The organism is Leptolyngbya sp. Heron Island J, assembly GCF_000482245.1.
GTDB lineage: Bacteria > Cyanobacteriota > Cyanobacteriia > Phormidesmidales > Phormidesmidaceae > Leptothoe.
Genome location: NZ_AWNH01000044.1, coordinates 13,765 through 29,608, shown reverse-complemented (window position 1 = coordinate 29,608; position 15,844 = coordinate 13,765). Strand labels below are relative to the sequence as shown.

Sequence of the window (15,844 nt, the reverse complement as noted above, 5' to 3'; positions counted from 1 at the left end):
TTAAGTAACTGCTTGAAAACGACTCAGGGCAATAATGAGATGCTCAAAGTAAGGCTCTATCTGCTCGTCAGTGATGGTAAATTCCAGCTTAGCGAGTTGCTCTTTACTAGCAGCTTGCAGAGCTTGAAGACCGTAAACCATGGCATCCAAAGGCACCTGGAGTTCTTGATAAAGCTGCTCCAGGTAGGATAGACCAGTGGCGCTAGTGTAATCGGTACGTTGAGCTGCTATGCCATAGGTGATACAGCGCAAAAAATGCCAGAAATCTCGCCAGCAGGCTTCCGCCCTTGCCACTGGATATAAGCCACCACCTGACTCGGTAATGCCAGGAAACTGAGCCAAAACCTGGGCTCGGGCAGTATCCACAATGGCATTCGCATGATCACGCAGATAACGGGAAATCTTGCCAGCTGGCATATCTTTTAAGCCCGCATCATCTAAGTAAACTCGTTCATCATCAGCCGACTGGAGTAGCGCGATCGCACCCTCTCCAAATTCATCCTGCCAGCCATCAAAACTGACAATCCGTGCCTTAACAATGAGTTCTTTGACCCGAGGACTGAGGGACGATGACATGATTGGTTTTACACTCTCTAATTATTGTTACACAATGTTACAATCGAGGTAAGCTCATGCTGATGTAACGCGTCATAAGTGGTCCGCTGCTAGCAGTTCGCACACTCAACTATGGAACTTTCCGAAATTCAAGCCATCCTTGAACACCCCGATTCACAGAAGCGCCTGAAGGGCATTGTCGCCCTCAAAGATTATGACTCTGAGACGGCCAGCCCGCTACTGCTAAGTAAAAAAAACGATTCTGAATTTTTAGTGCGTTCCTTTGTAGCCATGGGTTTGGGGCGTAAGCGTAGCAACACCGGCTTTGAGGCCCTACTGGCGATGATTGACAACGATCCAGACGCTAACGTGCGAGCAGAAGCGTCTAACTCTCTTGCCATGTATGGTGAAGCGTCGATTCCCCATCTGGTTGAGACATTTCACAGCAACAGCAACTGGCTGATTCGGCGTAGCATTCTTGCCGCCATGATCGACCTCAACAGTCCCACAAACATGCTCGACATTTGTTTGGCGGCCATCAATGACAGTGATCTGACCGTAATTAACGCAGGTATCGACCATTTGAGCACATTAGCAGACACCAACCAGGCAGAGGCCGCGCTAGCCGCAATATTGCCTCTAAAGACGGCAGAGAACTGGTATACACGTATGCATGTTGCCTATGCCCTCAAGCGCTTCGATGCACCAGAGGCAAAAGAGGCCTTGATAGAGCTGCGCCAGGATCAGCAGCATAAGGTTGTCGCCGCCGCTCTAGAAGGATTAGTGCCCTAAGCTCAGGGGTCTACCACCATCAGCCGCCCCTATGCTGACGAAACTGACGAAACTTGCGGCATCCCATCAACGTCATCGTAAGTACAGACAAGCCTATCCAGAAAAATGGGCAATCAGACTGCAGCCTCTACGACTAGCCAATCTAGATATGGAACGGTAGGTACGGCTACAGCTGCAAGCCCGCAGCTCTGTTAACTTTTCTATCGGTGGCAAACTAATCGTATCCACCCACTATAGGCACCAAATTTAATAAATGCTTTATTGCCGTTTACCTAGATTTTCGCTACCTTAAATGTAAATAAATATAAACTTGTTTGCTTATAGCTTGATTTCGAGTGCATCGCTTAAATTTAAGGTCCTAGATTTTATGTCATTGTCTGTGATTACCACCCCTGCTGAAAACCTGGAAACCTTGGCAGCTAATTTCTTTGCAAATTCTGCCGGTCGATGGACTTCCCAACGTCGTTACTACACTCTCCAGAATGGTCAAGCTCAGGAAGTTGTGAGCGAGCTAACTATTGAGCTTCTAGAGGCTAATCACCCAGAACTAGTGGCATTAGAAACGATGCACGGTTTGGACAAAGCCATTATTTGTGGTGTGAAATCTTCTTGGGAAAGTAACTACATCAGTCCCAGCCGGAAGCAAGCCACCGGCTCTACGGTTTTTGGAATTCAAGGCAATATCCTGTATCGCGATCGCGGATTTGCCACGACCAAGCCTGTGTTTGCCACCTATCAGCTGCGCGATCGCAACACCATGCAGCTCCACACTGAATACGGCGGTTCCGCTTTTGACGAAGAACTCAAGCTCGTCGGCGACAACCACCGCACCCGCCAGACCATCATTTCGAGAGCTGGTCAAGAAATGATGATCGGTCAATATTTGGAGACCCGGAAATAATAGAGGCCCAGCAATAATGTGGGCACCGCCCACTAAGTTTTGAGTCCTAAATTTCCCTAAATTTTCAATTTACTCAACCTCTAAACTGCGTCGTGTCGTGTTGCGGGTCAGCCCATTCCACACATCCAGTTCACTCGTCGAATGGCCCAGAAGCTGACCTCTTGAGTTTTTAGTTAGCCCCTGGGCCATAGTGAAATCTGCTCCGGCAATACTGCCCACCATGTCAAACTCGACGCCGGTTAAATCAGCCGCTCGCAGGTCAGCTCTTTGCAACTCGGTACCACTGACCCGAGCATTACGCAAACTGGCTCCGGTCAAAAATGCTCTCTGCAAATTAGCACCGCTCAAGCTAGCATCATCCAAAATCGCACCCGTTAAATCGGCACCACTGAGATAAGCCCCTAAAAGCTTTGCCCCCCGTAGGTTTGCCCCCCGCAAATAGGCCGTATTGAGAAACGCACCATTGAGTACGGCTTCTGGCCCAATAGCTCCAGAGCTTTTGTAGCGAAAGCCTTCTGGCCATTGGGTATGGTCATCGTAAAGGGCAATGTTTAACTTAGCCTCGGTCAGCACTGTATCGGCAAAGTTTGTTCCCCGTAGATCGGCACGGTGAATAAACGCTCCGGTGAGATCGGCCCCGGTCAGGTTCGCCCCAGTCAGTTCTACACCCCGCAAATCAGCTTTTTGCAATTGCGCCCGACTCAGGTTGGCTCCCGTGAGGTTAGCACCAATCAACGTCACCCCTTGCAGACAACTACCGGCTAAATTTGTCTCTGATAAATTAACTCGATACAAATCAAAGCCACGCAAATCTTTGCCTGAGAGATCGGCCCCTGACAAATCCTGTTGGACTGACAAGCGCTCTAACAAAGATGCGCTTGGAGTTTCGAGATGGCTCATAGATAGCTAAACTTTGTAATTAAAACCGTGTTCTTTAAGGCCAGTGTAACAGTGCCATTGGACACACTTCTTAGCAACCGACCCTTTAAAACGGAAAGATCCCATGCCATTTCAAACTCCCATGACCATGATGGATTTCTTTCGCAAAAGCGAAGGCATCTGGTTTATTCAGCGAGCCGTACATCATTTTGACTCGGTGGCCGATGAATCGGGAGAGTCTAATTTAATCGTGGATGTGATCGAGGCCCAGGACCCACGGATTGCAGAAATTTGTCAAAGTCAGGGCGTGGACCCCAGTAAAGCGTCTGGAGGAGCCCAGTTTTCCTGGCAGTCAAATACCAAAGAATTTACCTACGACTCTAAGTACGCCGCTATTCTTGTCGATATTCCCAATAACGATCAAGGACGAACAGGCCAGATTCTGCGGGACCGAGGCTATGTGGAAAATATGCCTGTGGTCGGACGATATGGCTTTGCTGACGATGGTGTCCTCACCATTGACAATGAATATGATAAAAACCAGGGCCAAGAACGCTGTTGGTTCCTCTCTGATGACTTCCGCGTACGTGTGAGTACAGCCCGTTTAGCTAATGGGATCAACCTGATGACCTACTGCTCAGAACGGCGATTTGTCACTGAAGATGACCTCACAACCATGGTCGAGGCCAATGCTGCTCGATTGCGAACAGCATGATGTAACGGAATGTGTCTTTGTTTTTAAGAATAGGGACATGGCCCTCAGATATCTCCTATGCTGCAAATGGCAGAAGGTATCTGTCGTAACCGTTATTAATTAAGGCGAAGACACATGTACCGCCCTTTTCTAGAGCATTTAGAAACCTCCTTAAAAGAGAGATTTGAACTACAACCACGGGCTATTCCAGAGGGACTAGAGTGCAAAATTAGTGAGCGAGGGCGGATCCCAGCATCGATTCAAAGTTGGTGTTATCAGTCACCTGAACTCAGAAAAATTCGCTACACATATATTGACGCTGGCAAAGGCGCACAGATATTTAATGGCGTCCTTTACCCTAACCACTGCTACGACGTTCCTCTACTAGGAATTGACTTTTTGTCCTTTGGTAAGGTTAAGAACTTAATTGTTCTCGACTTTCAACCCTTGTTCCAGGATGAGGCTTACGAAGCTAAGTACCTGATGCCGCTTAAGACGCTACGGGACAACTACGCTGAGCTGGCCCAGGGTTTGGAAATGAAGTTCTATGATGCTAATCAGTACTTCTCAAAGTATTTATTATTTGCTAAGACAGATACTGAAACTATCTCTACGCGAGTTTTGTCTGCATTTAAAGACTATCTCGATCTTTATTGGAAGATCTTAGGTGATACAGAACCGCTAACAAACGAGGTAGAAATTGCCCGGGTTAAAAAGGCTCAGATTGACTACGATCAATACAGTGCTGAGCGTGACCCGGCCCACGGTCTATTTACCAGCTATTTTGGTTCAGAATGGGCCGATCGATTTCTGTATGAGTTTTTGTTTGAGGATGCTGTTCCTCTAGCCGTTCAGACCCATTAGGTATTTAGACCACGTTCATTACGCAGTTATAGGGCACCCACATGCGGTGCCCATACCCTTTTTTATATGACGTTGTATCAGCCGTTTTTAGACTATGCGATCGCAACTCTCCAAGATCGCCTAGACCTTTCTCCCTACCCAATTCCTGCGGGGTTTGAGAGCAACACAGCCACCACCGGCAAGGGCAAGCGTGAAGTCACCGTGCTCACCACTAGCCACGGCTACTGTTCTCCCAAGCTGCGACAGATTCGGGCAGCCCATGTGCAAGCAGGCGACAGTTTGCAAGTCCTTAACTTTGTCATCTTCCCTCGGCTAGAGTATGATCTGCCCTTTTTTGGTGGAGACTTGGTGACCTTACCTGGTGGCCACCTGATCGCCATTGACATGCAACCCCTCTTCCGCAATAGCAAGGACTATCAGGCTCGCTATAGCGAGCCCATTATGCCTATGTTTGAGCGCTATCAGCAGAAGCTCCCTTGGGGAGGTGACTTTCCAGAAGAAGCACAACCATTCTTTTCCCCTGCATTTTTGTGGACCCGACCCACTGAATTAGAAGACGTTACCACCCATGTGTTTAACGCCTTTAAAGACTATTTGGACGCCTACCTAGGCTTTGTGGAAGCCGCTCAACCCATCACTGACCCAGAGCGGCTTAAGGCCATTGAAGATGCCCAACTTAGCTATATTCGCTATCGTGCTGAGAAAGATCCGGCACGAGGCATGCTAACCCGCTATTACGGCGCTGAATGGACTGAAGAATATATCCATGGTTTTCTGTTTGACTTAGAGCGCCATCTACAAGTCGCTTAAGCAACACAAGCCCTTGTAAGCAGAGGGTTTTGACCATTACTGAAGAGTGGGCGAGACCTACAGGTACTTCTGTCGTATCTAATCTTTTCTCTTAGAATGATTAGATTGACAGAGTAACGACATCATGCGTCATAGAGAGCCACTGATTCTCTAGACAAGCTGGCTTAGGTTAAGTCAGTAAATCTATCGCATTTTTGATTGTTATATCTGTTACCAACTCCCCACAACCCTTATAATTCGTAATATATTGCGCCCCCATCGCGGTATATAAAATAGACTGATGGCTTGTGCTAGACAGGTTTACAGCTATTTTCTATAGATGGTCAGCAGTATCACATTGCATGAGGTAAAGTTTCTTTAACTTTCTTAGATTCGTACCTTATTCGCTTTAATCTTCAAGTTGGGGATAGCGAAGTTTGCTGAGATGATTGCTGACTTCTGTGAAAGATGTTTCAGATTGTCTGCACTCGCCTATCTATAGTTTGAAACTGTTTTTGATGCAGTTGCTTGACGGGTTCTCGTCCCCACTTTTTTTTGGAAACTTATTTCGACGAATCAAATTTAGGAGAGTCAATCTATGTTTGATGCGTTTGCTAAGGTCGTCTCCCAGGCTGATGCAAGAGGCGAATATCTCAGCAGTGCTCAATTGGACGCTTTATCGGCAATGGTTGCTGACAGCAACAAGCGTATGGATGCGGTTAACCGTATTACCAGCAATGCGTCCGCTATCGTAACTAACGCCGCTCGCGCTTTGTTTGCCGAGCAGCCTTCACTAATTGCTCCTGGTGGTAACGCTTACACTAGCCGTCGTAACGCTGCTTGCCTACGCGACATGGAGATCATCCTCCGCTATGTGACTTACTCTGTTTTCACTGGTGACGCTAGCGTACTGGATGATCGCTGCTTGAACGGTCTTCGTGAGACTTATCTGGCTCTTGGTACTCCTGGTGCTTCAGTTGCTGTTGGTGTTCAGAAGATGAAGGAAGCTGCCATTGCGATCGCTAATGATTCCAATGGTATTACTTCGGGTGACTGTTCCAGCCTGATGGCTGAGATTGCCGGTTACTTTGACCGCGCAGCAGCAGCAGTTGCTTAAGCTAATTCTCTAAATAGCTTTTAGCGAGTTTGGTAATTGGCAGATAATGGGAGTTCTCTAATCAATACCTCTCTTTCTGTCCATCGATTTAGAAAACTTTGGGAGATATCTCAAGCAATGAAAACCCCTCTGACTGAAGCAGTATCCGCTGCTGATTCGCAAGGTCGTTTCCTGAGTTCCACCGAAATCCAGTCTGCTTTTGGTCGTTTCCAGCGTGCTAGCGCTTGCTTGGAAGCTGCTAAGGCACTGTCTGGAAAGGCTGATAGCCTCTGCTCTGGAGCTGCTCAAGCGGTCTACAGCAAGTTTCCTTTCACAACTACTACGCCCGGACCTAGCTTTGCTTCAGACCAGCGTGGTAAGGATAAGTGCGTTCGTGACATTGGTTACTACCTCCGCATGGTCACCTACTGCTTGGTAACAGGTGGCACTGGCCCCATGGACGAGTATCTGGTTGCTGGTCTAGATGAGATTAACCGTTCCTACGAGTTGTCTCCTAGCTGGTACATTGAAGCACTCAAGTACATTAAGTCTAGCCATGGTTTAAGTGGTCAGCCTGCTACTGAGGCGAATGCTTACCTTGACTATGCAATCAACGCTCTTAGCTAGTTGAATCTTTAGCCTCGCAGCAGCAGGCTGCGATGGTTGAGTTTCAATGCTTTCCCAGGGGTATTTGGAGACGTTAGGATGACTGGCGTTTTCTCCTACTCCTGGGATTTGTTGTATTTAGCCCTTGAAGAGACGTTCCATGGAACGTTTGTATATCAAGTCAGCAGACATTCTGTCTATTCTTGAGGTTACGTTGTGAGTGGAATTCCCCACAATCCAGATGGCCAACCGCTAACAACCGAGCAAGCCCTGGTCAATATTAATCAAACTGCTGATCCAGGGTTGCGATATTACGCCGCCTGGTGGTTGGGTAAGATGCGTGTACGCCAGCCTGAGGCCATCGATGCCTTACTTCTGGCCTTAGAGGATGATACCGATCGCTCACCCGACGGTGGCTATCCACTACGTCGTAATGCCGTCACGGCGCTGGGAAAAATTGGCCAGGGCGATGACAGGGTGGTGCCTGCCCTGACTAATTGTCTCCGTTGCGATGACTATTATGTGAGAGAAAAAGCTGCCCAGTCCCTTGAAAGTTTAGGTAACTCGGTTGCTGTCCCTCCTCTGGTCAATCTGCTGGATGGCGGTGTGGCAGCAGCGGTGCAGGTTGACGGTAAGCCCCATCTGGTGCAGCCCTACAATGCCATTTTGGAAGCATTAGGTACCCTGGGCACAGCAGAACTGGTCTCAACCATTGCCCCTTTTTTGACCCATGGGGTGCCTCAAGTCTGTAATGCGGCGGCCCGAGCCATGTATCAAATTACTGGGGAATCTCAGTATGCTGAGCAATTGGTTAAGGTTTTGCAGCATGACCAGCTGCAGCTACGTCGGGCTGCGCTGATGGATTTAGGGGCCGTTGGCTATCTGCCAGGAGCAGATGCGATCGCAAATACCCTGGCAGAAAATAGCATGAAGCTGATCGCCCTTAAAGGCGTGCTTGAGCACCACATTAATCTTGAGCCTCCATCCGCATCAGAGGCCCTTACCCTTTCTGCCGACAGCCGTCGGATAATGGAATTAATGGATAGTTTGTTGTAATGGTCGCCTCACTAGATACGTTCGACAAATATTTGCAGGCTGTTAACGATGCCGATTCTGCCCAAGGATTATTGGATGCCGTTGAGGATTTGAGTAGCCTTGAGGATGAACGGTCAATCCCCACGCTAATTCAAGTGTTGGGATTTAACAATCCGGGAGCCGCTGTCGCCGCTGTCGAAGGATTAATTGGCATTGGCATTCCGGCGGTATCTCCCCTCTTAGAAAAATTAGATAACTATAACTATGGTGCGAGGGCCTGGGCGATTCGAGCCCTGGCTGGCATTGGTGACCCACGAGGTCAGGAATTGCTGTTAGATGCCGCAGCTAATGATTTTTCCTTAAGCGTTCGGCGGGCAGCGGCGCGGGGGTTAGGCACAATTCGGTGGGCCGACATCGCCGACCATGAACGTCAGGATGCCATGGTGCGATCGCAAACAGCACTGTTGCAAGTGACCCATGATGAAGAATGGGTAGTACGCTATGCCGCCACAGTAGGGCTTGAAGCCCTTGCTCTACAGCTCAGCGAAACAACAAAAATCATCCAGTGCCTTACACAGCTAGTTCACCATGACGACACATCTGTTGTACAAGCCAGAGCTCAGTGGGCTTTAGAGAACCTCAGCCAACAACAGTCAGGGATAAAAAAGTAATAAACATCAAGGCACCAACAACAAGATACAAGCCACAAAATACAAGCAACAAGAAAGGGATAAAAAGACACACGGTCTTTCTATCCCTAATATCCCAAAGAAGACAATTTATGAGTTGCGTTAAACCGCTACAGGGGTGATGTAGCCAAGCTCTTCCAGCTTTGCCATCACCTTATTAACCGACTCTTCAAGAGTCTCTTGTTCAGTCTCACAATTTACCTCGGGGGTTAGGGGTTCTTCGTAAGGATCGCTAATGCCCGTAAAGTTTTTGATTTCACCACTCCGTGCCTTCTTATAAAGCCCCTTCACATCACGGCTTTCACACACTTCCACCGATGCATTAGCATAGACCTCAACAAAATCCCCAATCCGCTGACGCACCTGGTCACGGACGTCACGATAAGGAGAAATGGCCGACACCAGAACAATCACACCGTTGCGAGTCAGCAGGTTGGCGACAAATCCGATCCGACGTACATTTTCATCGCGGTCTTCTTTGCTAAATCCCAACCCTTTCGTGAGATTAGTGCGAACAATATCCCCATCTAAAATTTCAAGTTTGGCACCTGCCGCCCGTAGTTTTTTCTCTAAGGCCTGACTAATAGTCGTTTTACCCGAGCCACTCAGACCCGTAAACCAAACGGTTACTCCACGATGTTGCATATAAAAAATACTCCTAAAAGCTATAGTTGAACGCTACCCATATTTACATGGAAGCATTATACGTTACCAATCTTTATAAGCTGCCAGCATTGGGAACGTTGATCAAGTGGCCACCCAGTGGTCACCCAGTAGCCAACACCAGGCTCAGCCCCTAAAGACCATACAGCCAAATGGCTAATGGGGGTGTGACCAAGGCTAACACCAAGCTCAGCGGACCGCCCACCCTCACAAAATCTAAAAACCGATAGCCCCCGGCCGTGTAGACCATAGTATTGGTCTGATAGCCGATGGGGGTCATAAAACTGTTAGAGGCAGCAAAGGTAATCACAAACATCACTGTAAACACATTTAGTCCCAGTTCGGATGCCACCCTTAAACCCACTGGCAACAGTAATATTACCGCCGCACTATTGGACAGGATGCTAGATAACACTGTTGTCAGCACATACAGCATACTCAGCAAACCATAGCCTGATAGGCTGCCACCAATGGCAATTAGCTGCTGTGCCAGTAATGCCGTTGCGCCAGAGCTTTCCATGGCCGTGCCGAGGGGAATCAGACAGGCAAGTAGAAAGATCACATCCCAACGCACCGCCTGATACAGTTCTCCAGGCTTAAGACAGCCGGTCAGGATCATCAGCAGCACACCCGCTAAGGCTGAGACCAAAATATTGATTGGGGTGAAGGCTGCGATCGCAACCACACCCACGCCAATTCCCATGGCCACATTCGCCCGATCCGACCGCAGACTTTCCAGATCGCGCTGTTCGAGTACCAGCAAATCACGACTCGTTTGCAATCCCAGCAAACTCTGTTTTGGCCCCTGCACCAGCAGCAAATCACCAAACTTTAGCCGCACCTTACCCATGCGTTCACGCACCAGATCTTGACCGCGACGAATCGCCAACACCGTGACGTTATACCTTTGCCGAAACCGTAATTCCTTTAACGTAGACCCCACCAAGTTTGAATTAGCGATAACCAGTGCCTCGGCCACCCCCTCCTGACCCGAACTCAAATCCGCCTGCCAGGACTTTTGGCCAAATTGCACATCCGGCAAAATCTCAATGCCCTCACCGTCTCGAATTTTTAGCAAGTCATCCCGACGACTCCGCACCAGCAAAATATCGCCAGCACATAGCGACTTGTCCCCTAGGGGCTGAGGAAAATGGTTACCATTGCGAATAATTTCCAGCACATCCAGGTCAAATCGACGCTGCAGCTGACTATTCTGCAACGTCTGTCCCACCAAACTAGAGCGCGGCGTCACTACCACCTCACTGACATACTCCTTGAGACCATACTCCTGGCTCAGCGTACTCCCAGACACATCCCGATTGGGCAACAGCACCGGAGCAATAAACATCAGATATAGCAGACCCACCACAAAGATGGCCGCCCCCAGCTCCACAAACTGAAACAAAGAAAACTCACCGTAGCCGAGCTGATCCGACAGACCGCTGGCCAAGACACTGGTGGAAGTCCCCACCACTGTCAGCATACCGCCCAAAATTGTGGCAAACGATAGGGGCATCAACAGCTTTGAAGGCGACAACCGATGCTGCTGACAGAAGTCTTCAATGATGGGCAAAAACACCGAAACCACCGCTGTGTTATTGATCAACCCAGAGATGGGGCCAACGATCAAACCCAGAGCAAAAATTTGACGACGACAGGTTTTGCCTCCCCACTGCATCAGCCAGGTGCTTGCCTGTTGCAAGGCTCCCGTGCGGGCAATGCCAGCACTGAGAATAAACATTGCCATCACCGTAATCGTAGCCGAATTACTAAAGCCAGCAATGCCTTCCTGGGGACTGACCAGCCCTAGCAGCATCAGCGTCACCATTACCCCCAGGGCCGTGATATCCGCAGGTAGCCATTCCACCACAAATAGAATTAGAGCAACTAGAGTCACCCCAAAGGTCATAAGTATTTCAATATCGATAGCCATACGTCGCTAGTCAGACTGATCAAAAAGCCGTAGCGTCAAAATTAATCTCTCAACTATAAAAAGCCTGCAATAGAAGGCCAGCAGCCCATTAGAAGATCCATCAGAGCTGGTCCCCAAAAACATTAAAGACATTAGAAAATATATCCGTATCCATCGTTTGGATACACCGCAGAGCTGTGGGTAGATGTTGCCCAAAGTTGCCCAACCTCAGGGTAGGGGCTTGAGTTAACCTACGGCAAGACACACACAGAATTACCTGGGTCTGAGCACATTACCCAGACATCTGATGCTCGCCATTCTTACAACGGGTTGAGTTAACTATCCGTCTGAAAACCGGCCAACTCGGGTAAGCCCCCATTGCGCCGCTGCTGTCGTTCCATGATTAATTTTGGACGCAGATACAGATTTTCCAATAGCACAGCACTGCCTGCTACCCAGGGCGGCACAATTAGCGCCCCAATGATCCCCAACACCTGGGCTCCCCCCAAAACCGCCAGCAGCTGATACAGCGGATGTACACCCACTGAAGACCCCACCAGCAGGGGGTCCAGAATATAGGTTTCAAGATTTTGAGCGATGACATAGAGCAGCAGCACCCAGAGAAATGTCCACCCGCCCTGGGGAATGGACACCAGCAAGGCTGGAACTGCCCCCAAAATTGGCCCTAAAAACGGAATTAAATTAGTCACCCCCGCAATTGCCCCCAGACCCACTGCCAAGTCTTTTAACCCTAGTAGGCTCAATCCAACGCTAGTGGCCACTGAGAGCAGGGCAGACACCAAAATACGCCCCCGCAAATAGCCGCCAATACGCTGACCCATGTAGGGCATCTGCGCCAGAATCTTTTCATCCCAGGGACTGGGCAACAATCGGGTTAAATTTTTGACCAGGGTGCGACTGTCAGTCACCATATAGCCAGACACAAACAATGACAGGACCAAACTCAGCACCCCACCTAAAATGCCTGTTGTTACCCCATAGGAGCGTACAAGCAACTGCTGGCTAGATTTAATCACCCAGCTGATCAACCCCTGGACATCAATCAGCTGAGTAAAGAGTTCGTTAGTGGTCAAGGAGCGCGTATCGGTAAAGGCCGTCAGCCAGGCATCCGCTTCATTGAGCAAACCGCGTAGCGATACGGGCACCCGACGAATAATCCGTTCTATCTGCTCAAATACTGTGGGCCCAATCAGCACACCCAACAGTACCAGCCCCCCAATCAGCGTTAAATACACCAAGATGACGCCGAGCCAGCGGGGTACGCGATATTGCTCAGCCCAATCGACAACTGGGGCAATGGAGCACGCTAACACCACCGCAATCATCACCAGCAGCAATAAGCTCTTTAGCTGCCAAAGCAGGACCAGTAGAGGGATAGCCGCTATTAGCAACAAAACACTGCCGATTGAAATAGTCAATCGCTGTGATGAGTCCGACGTTTCGACCCAGGATTCTTTGGCCATACAGGCAATAAAGGAGAATTTTCTCTTTAGTCTACTGGCCTTTATAGCGTATAGGTAAAGCCCTCTGCCAAAATCCCTGGCACTCGGCAGTCGCCAAGCCCCCGTCGATCATAGGTATCAATGTTGGGAATGGTGTCCTGAAAGTCAGTCAGCTCTAGCAGTCTCTCGCCAAAGCAGTCGTACAGGCTTTCATCGAAACGCAGGTTTTCAATCGGAGCGACAATTTCCCCATGTTCCACCCAAAAGCAAGCATAGCGGGTCATCCCAGTCACTCGACCATTGGGGTGATCGCTCCAGTTGAGATAGTGCAAGTTGGACAGATATAGGCCCCGGTCTAAGCTGGACAAAATGCGATCCGCTGCCAGTGTCCCTGGCAAAACTTCGGGAGCCCGCAGATGCTCGCCTCGACTGGCATAGTTAGAGGGCACCTGATATTCCTTGGCACTGCGCGAACTGACCAGGCTGTTGACGAGCTGACCTTGCTGAATAATCGGTAACCGCATTGGGGCGACCTCGCCGTAAGTATTAAACCGGGGCATATTCGCCTGCTCAAAATTTTCCTGCAGGGTAAATTTAGGTGATAGCTGGCGTTTGCCCTGGCGGAGCAGGCCAAAGGCGCTGTTGCCCTGCTGCAGATCGGCCTCGCCCACCCCGCCCCAGGAAAACATATGCAGTAATTCGGCTACAGCTGCCGGGGCCAAATAGGTACGATATTGCCCCCGTTCAATAGTTTTAGCAGGACGGCCCATCAGTGCCAGCTGCTGTTTAGCTTGGTTGATTTTGTCGAGAAATTTAGCCTGCTGCCACTGATTACCGGCAAAGGTGCCTTTAACAGCCCGGTTTTGGGGATCAAACAAAGAGAAATCCAGGCTGTAGTTGCTACTTTCAAACCAGTGGCGCTGACCGGCTGAGTCGGCATAGCCACGGAAAATCAGCCCACCGGAGTAGATACCCGTAAAGTCAAGGGTTTGTAAGGGTTCAAGCAGAGTGGCTGCGATCGCATCCGCTGCCAACAGGGTCCCCTGATTAACCGTCCGACTGGTGGCCGCTCCCGTCGGCAGGACGACAAACGGATCTACTGGCAGTTGGGGTACCATCGCCTGCAGCTGATCCCAGGCTGTTTTTAACAGCGACCAATCAACCTCAAAATTTCCCACAAACGGCACCGTCGCCGCCGCCGTGCGCTCATCCTGCATCAGGGTCAGGGTCAGGTTACCATCACTTACCTGCCCCGTTTGCCGTACACGGGCGCGATTAAACCGAGTAAACTGGCTATCTTCGCCGCTCAAGGTGAGGGTGAAATGGGTGGATGAACTCAGCACAGCCGCGATCGCATCCGCTAGCTGACCAAAGATCGCCTCCTTATCCGTCACCGTCGCTTGTATCTTTGCTGCTATGGCACTGCTCATACCGCACCCCCAAATACTTCAATATCTTTAAACGCACAGACCGGAGAACCATGCCCCACCCGAATCAGCTGATTGGGTTCTCCCTTGCCGCAAAAGGGCGTGCCATACATTTCCCAAGTGCTGCCATCGCCCACCTGGGATAGGCTATGCCAAAACTGGGGAGTAACAGATCGATAATTAGGATTCTTCAGTGTGCGGGTAAGTTTGCCATTTTCGATCAGCTTGCCGTATTCACAGCCAAATTGAAACTTGTGGCGCTGATCGTCAATAGACCAGGAGCGATTGGTCTCCATGTAAACACCATGCTCAATGTTGGCAATGATTTGCTCAAAGCTGCGATCGCCTGCCTCTAAATTAATATTCGCCATCCGGTCAATCGCCGGTCGATTCCATGAAGACGCCCGAGAATTTGCCACCCCTGGCACCTGCGATCGCTGCTGACTTTCCAACCCTCCTAGACCTCGCTCCAGCTTGCCCTCACGGATCAAATACTCACGGGTAGCCGGAGTACCCACATCATCAAAGCTATAGCTAGCTAGCTCGCCTGGCACCGTGGGATCAAACGTGACATTCATCAGCGGTGAACCATACTCCAGGGTGCCAAAATCGTCCAGCTTAATAAAGCTACCCCCGGCATAATTACGCTCATCCCCCAAAATCCGATCCAGCTCCAGGGGGTGACCAATGCTCTCATGGATTTGCAGCATCATCTGGTCGGGAGCCAGCACCAGTGTTGTCGCCAGATCGGGACAGTTATCCGCATCCAGCAGTTCCACCGCCTGTTCCCCCACCTGCTGCACCCGCTGCCATAGATCCAGACCGGGAAATAACTCCCAGCCCCCCTGATAGCTATTGGCCAAATACCCATGATCGGTGCGTAGCTGTGTCGTCGGTCCATCCTGAGCGATGGTGCCAAAGTGGGTCTCCACTAAATAATCACGCTGATAAATCTCCGACCCGTTGCTGCTAACAAACCAGGTTTCAATCTCATGGCTGCTAGCTGACGCACTGGTCTGCGCAATGTTGTCAGACACCTTAAGCCGGTCACACACCTGTAGCAGAATCTGATTTAATTCAGCTGGCGATAGGACATCTAACCCCTTGCGATGGGGAGAAATATAGTTGCCTGTAGCCTTTGGTCGAGCAGCGGTAGTAAACCCATGCACCGCCCAGGTACTGGCAGCCACCGCCTGGTCATAGGCTGCCACAATCGCCTGAGCCAGGGATGTCGCACTGAGATTATTGGTGGCGCTATAGCCAAACTGACCGTGGGCCAATACTTCCACCATGGCCCCATGGCTAAACTGCTGAGAATTACGCTCCGGATGAGCATCCCGGATAGCACAGGCTTTAGTGATGTCTTTAACGGCTCGAATACCGATCCAGTCGGCCGATACCGCTGCAGCTGTGACGACGTCAGAAAGAAGTTTAAACATAAAATTTTCGGTAGTGCAGACCAAGCGTATAGCAATCCTG

General features: G+C 49.9%; 16 protein-coding genes. 9 read left to right on the top strand and 7 right to left on the bottom strand.

From position 1 onward, the window contains the following. Window positions 1-576, bottom strand: a complete 576-nt coding sequence (locus N836_RS52620; RefSeq protein WP_023072881.1) for a phycobilisome protein — start codon at window positions 574-576, stop codon at window positions 1-3. A gap of 111 nt (window positions 577-687) precedes the next feature. Between N836_RS52620 and N836_RS52615 the strand changes: the two genes are divergently transcribed. Together N836_RS52615 and N836_RS52610 are read left to right on the top strand one after the other, a co-directional pair. Further along, a complete protein-coding gene (locus N836_RS52615; RefSeq protein ID WP_023072880.1) occupies window positions 688-1,347 on the top strand; it encodes a HEAT repeat domain-containing protein in 660 nt (219 codons plus the stop codon). 367 nt (window positions 1,348-1,714) lie between these two features. Then, window positions 1,715-2,248, top strand: a complete 534-nt coding sequence (locus N836_RS52610; protein ID WP_023072879.1) for a phycobiliprotein lyase — start codon at window positions 1,715-1,717, stop codon at window positions 2,246-2,248. A 69-nt stretch (window positions 2,249-2,317) separates the two neighbouring features. On the opposite strand, the gene N836_RS52605 is transcribed toward N836_RS52610, so the two are convergent. Continuing rightward, window positions 2,318-3,148 carry a pentapeptide repeat-containing protein gene (locus N836_RS52605; protein ID WP_023072878.1) on the bottom strand — a complete coding sequence of 277 codons (831 nt, stop codon included), beginning with the start codon at window positions 3,146-3,148 and terminating at the stop codon, window positions 2,318-2,320. 103 nt (window positions 3,149-3,251) lie between these two features. Between N836_RS52605 and N836_RS52600 the strand changes: the two genes are divergently transcribed. The 7 genes from N836_RS52600 to N836_RS52570 all read left to right on the top strand — a co-directional run bounded on the left by N836_RS52600 (window position 3,252) and on the right by N836_RS52570 (window position 8,882). After that, window positions 3,252-3,842, top strand: coding sequence for a phycobiliprotein lyase (locus tag N836_RS52600; RefSeq protein WP_023072877.1), 591 nt, complete (start codon window positions 3,252-3,254; stop codon window positions 3,840-3,842). Between the two features lie 114 nt (window positions 3,843-3,956). Then, window positions 3,957-4,685, top strand: a complete 729-nt coding sequence (locus N836_RS52595) for a 15,16-dihydrobiliverdin:ferredoxin oxidoreductase (RefSeq protein ID WP_023072876.1) — start codon at window positions 3,957-3,959, stop codon at window positions 4,683-4,685. Window positions 4,686-4,751: 66 nt separating this feature from the next. Further along, window positions 4,752-5,495: a phycoerythrobilin:ferredoxin oxidoreductase gene (locus tag N836_RS52590; RefSeq protein WP_023072875.1), complete on the top strand. Its 744-nt coding sequence runs from the start codon at window positions 4,752-4,754 to the stop codon at window positions 5,493-5,495. 577 nt (window positions 5,496-6,072) lie between these two features. After that, complete coding sequence (locus N836_RS52585) at window positions 6,073-6,591, top strand: phycocyanin subunit beta (RefSeq protein ID WP_023072874.1); 519 nt, start codon at window positions 6,073-6,075, stop codon at window positions 6,589-6,591. Window positions 6,592-6,708: 117 nt separating this feature from the next. Further along, entirely contained in the window at window positions 6,709-7,197 is a 489-nt protein-coding gene (cpcA, locus tag N836_RS52580) for a phycocyanin subunit alpha (RefSeq protein ID WP_023072873.1), read from the top strand. Between the two features lie 195 nt (window positions 7,198-7,392). Next, entirely contained in the window at window positions 7,393-8,232 is an 840-nt protein-coding gene (locus tag N836_RS52575; RefSeq protein ID WP_023072872.1) for a HEAT repeat domain-containing protein, read from the top strand. Next, window positions 8,232-8,882 (top strand): HEAT repeat domain-containing protein, encoded by a 651-nt coding sequence (locus N836_RS52570; RefSeq protein WP_023072871.1) that lies wholly within the window; start codon window positions 8,232-8,234, stop codon window positions 8,880-8,882. The genes N836_RS52575 and N836_RS52570 overlap by 1 nt, the downstream gene beginning before the upstream one ends. 120 nt (window positions 8,883-9,002) lie before the next feature. On the opposite strand, the gene cysC is transcribed toward N836_RS52570, so the two are convergent. The 5 genes from cysC to N836_RS52545 form a co-directional block, all read right to left on the bottom strand. Continuing rightward, window positions 9,003-9,545 (bottom strand): adenylyl-sulfate kinase, encoded by a 543-nt coding sequence (gene cysC / locus N836_RS52565; protein ID WP_023072870.1) that lies wholly within the window; start codon window positions 9,543-9,545, stop codon window positions 9,003-9,005. A 151-nt stretch (window positions 9,546-9,696) separates the two neighbouring features. Further along, window positions 9,697-11,496 carry an SLC13 family permease gene (locus tag N836_RS52560; protein ID WP_023072869.1) on the bottom strand — a complete coding sequence of 600 codons (1,800 nt, stop codon included), beginning with the start codon at window positions 11,494-11,496 and terminating at the stop codon, window positions 9,697-9,699. 314 nt (window positions 11,497-11,810) lie between these two features. Further along, window positions 11,811-12,959: an AI-2E family transporter gene (locus N836_RS52555; protein ID WP_023072868.1), complete on the bottom strand. Its 1,149-nt coding sequence runs from the start codon at window positions 12,957-12,959 to the stop codon at window positions 11,811-11,813. A 41-nt stretch (window positions 12,960-13,000) separates the two neighbouring features. Continuing rightward, window positions 13,001-14,368, bottom strand: coding sequence for a TldD/PmbA family protein (locus tag N836_RS52550; RefSeq protein WP_023072867.1), 1,368 nt, complete (start codon window positions 14,366-14,368; stop codon window positions 13,001-13,003). Further along, window positions 14,365-15,804: a TldD/PmbA family protein gene (locus tag N836_RS52545; protein WP_023072866.1), complete on the bottom strand. Its 1,440-nt coding sequence runs from the start codon at window positions 15,802-15,804 to the stop codon at window positions 14,365-14,367. Before N836_RS52545 ends, N836_RS52550 begins: the two co-directional genes overlap by 4 nt. Window positions 15,805-15,844: the final 40 nt, after the last annotated feature.

What these genes read in the sequence shown, in the direction of transcription:
- N836_RS52590 (WP_023072875.1), top strand. Translation starts at nt 4,752, where the DNA reads ATGACGTTGTATCAGCCGTTTTTAGACTATGCGATCGCAACTCTCCAA.
- N836_RS52555 (WP_023072868.1), bottom strand. Translation starts at nt 12,959, where the DNA reads ATGGCCAAAGAATCCTGGGTCGAAACGTCGGACTCATCACAGCGATTG.
- N836_RS52550 (WP_023072867.1), bottom strand. Translation starts at nt 14,368, where the DNA reads ATGAGCAGTGCCATAGCAGCAAAGATACAAGCGACGGTGACGGATAAG.
- N836_RS52605 (WP_023072878.1), bottom strand. Translation starts at nt 3,148, where the DNA reads ATGAGCCATCTCGAAACTCCAAGCGCATCTTTGTTAGAGCGCTTGTCA.
- cysC (WP_023072870.1), bottom strand. Translation starts at nt 9,545, where the DNA reads ATGCAACATCGTGGAGTAACCGTTTGGTTTACGGGTCTGAGTGGCTCG.
- N836_RS52600 (WP_023072877.1), top strand. Translation starts at nt 3,252, where the DNA reads ATGCCATTTCAAACTCCCATGACCATGATGGATTTCTTTCGCAAAAGC.
- N836_RS52595 (WP_023072876.1), top strand. Translation starts at nt 3,957, where the DNA reads ATGTACCGCCCTTTTCTAGAGCATTTAGAAACCTCCTTAAAAGAGAGA.
- N836_RS52615 (WP_023072880.1), top strand. Translation starts at nt 688, where the DNA reads ATGGAACTTTCCGAAATTCAAGCCATCCTTGAACACCCCGATTCACAG.
- N836_RS52620 (WP_023072881.1), bottom strand. Translation starts at nt 576, where the DNA reads ATGTCATCGTCCCTCAGTCCTCGGGTCAAAGAACTCATTGTTAAGGCA.
- N836_RS52545 (WP_023072866.1), bottom strand. Translation starts at nt 15,804, where the DNA reads ATGTTTAAACTTCTTTCTGACGTCGTCACAGCTGCAGCGGTATCGGCC.
- N836_RS52570 (WP_023072871.1), top strand. Translation starts at nt 8,232, where the DNA reads ATGGTCGCCTCACTAGATACGTTCGACAAATATTTGCAGGCTGTTAAC.
- cpcA (WP_023072873.1), top strand. Translation starts at nt 6,709, where the DNA reads ATGAAAACCCCTCTGACTGAAGCAGTATCCGCTGCTGATTCGCAAGGT.
- N836_RS52560 (WP_023072869.1), bottom strand. Translation starts at nt 11,496, where the DNA reads ATGGCTATCGATATTGAAATACTTATGACCTTTGGGGTGACTCTAGTT.
- N836_RS52610 (WP_023072879.1), top strand. Translation starts at nt 1,715, where the DNA reads ATGTCATTGTCTGTGATTACCACCCCTGCTGAAAACCTGGAAACCTTG.
- N836_RS52585 (WP_023072874.1), top strand. Translation starts at nt 6,073, where the DNA reads ATGTTTGATGCGTTTGCTAAGGTCGTCTCCCAGGCTGATGCAAGAGGC.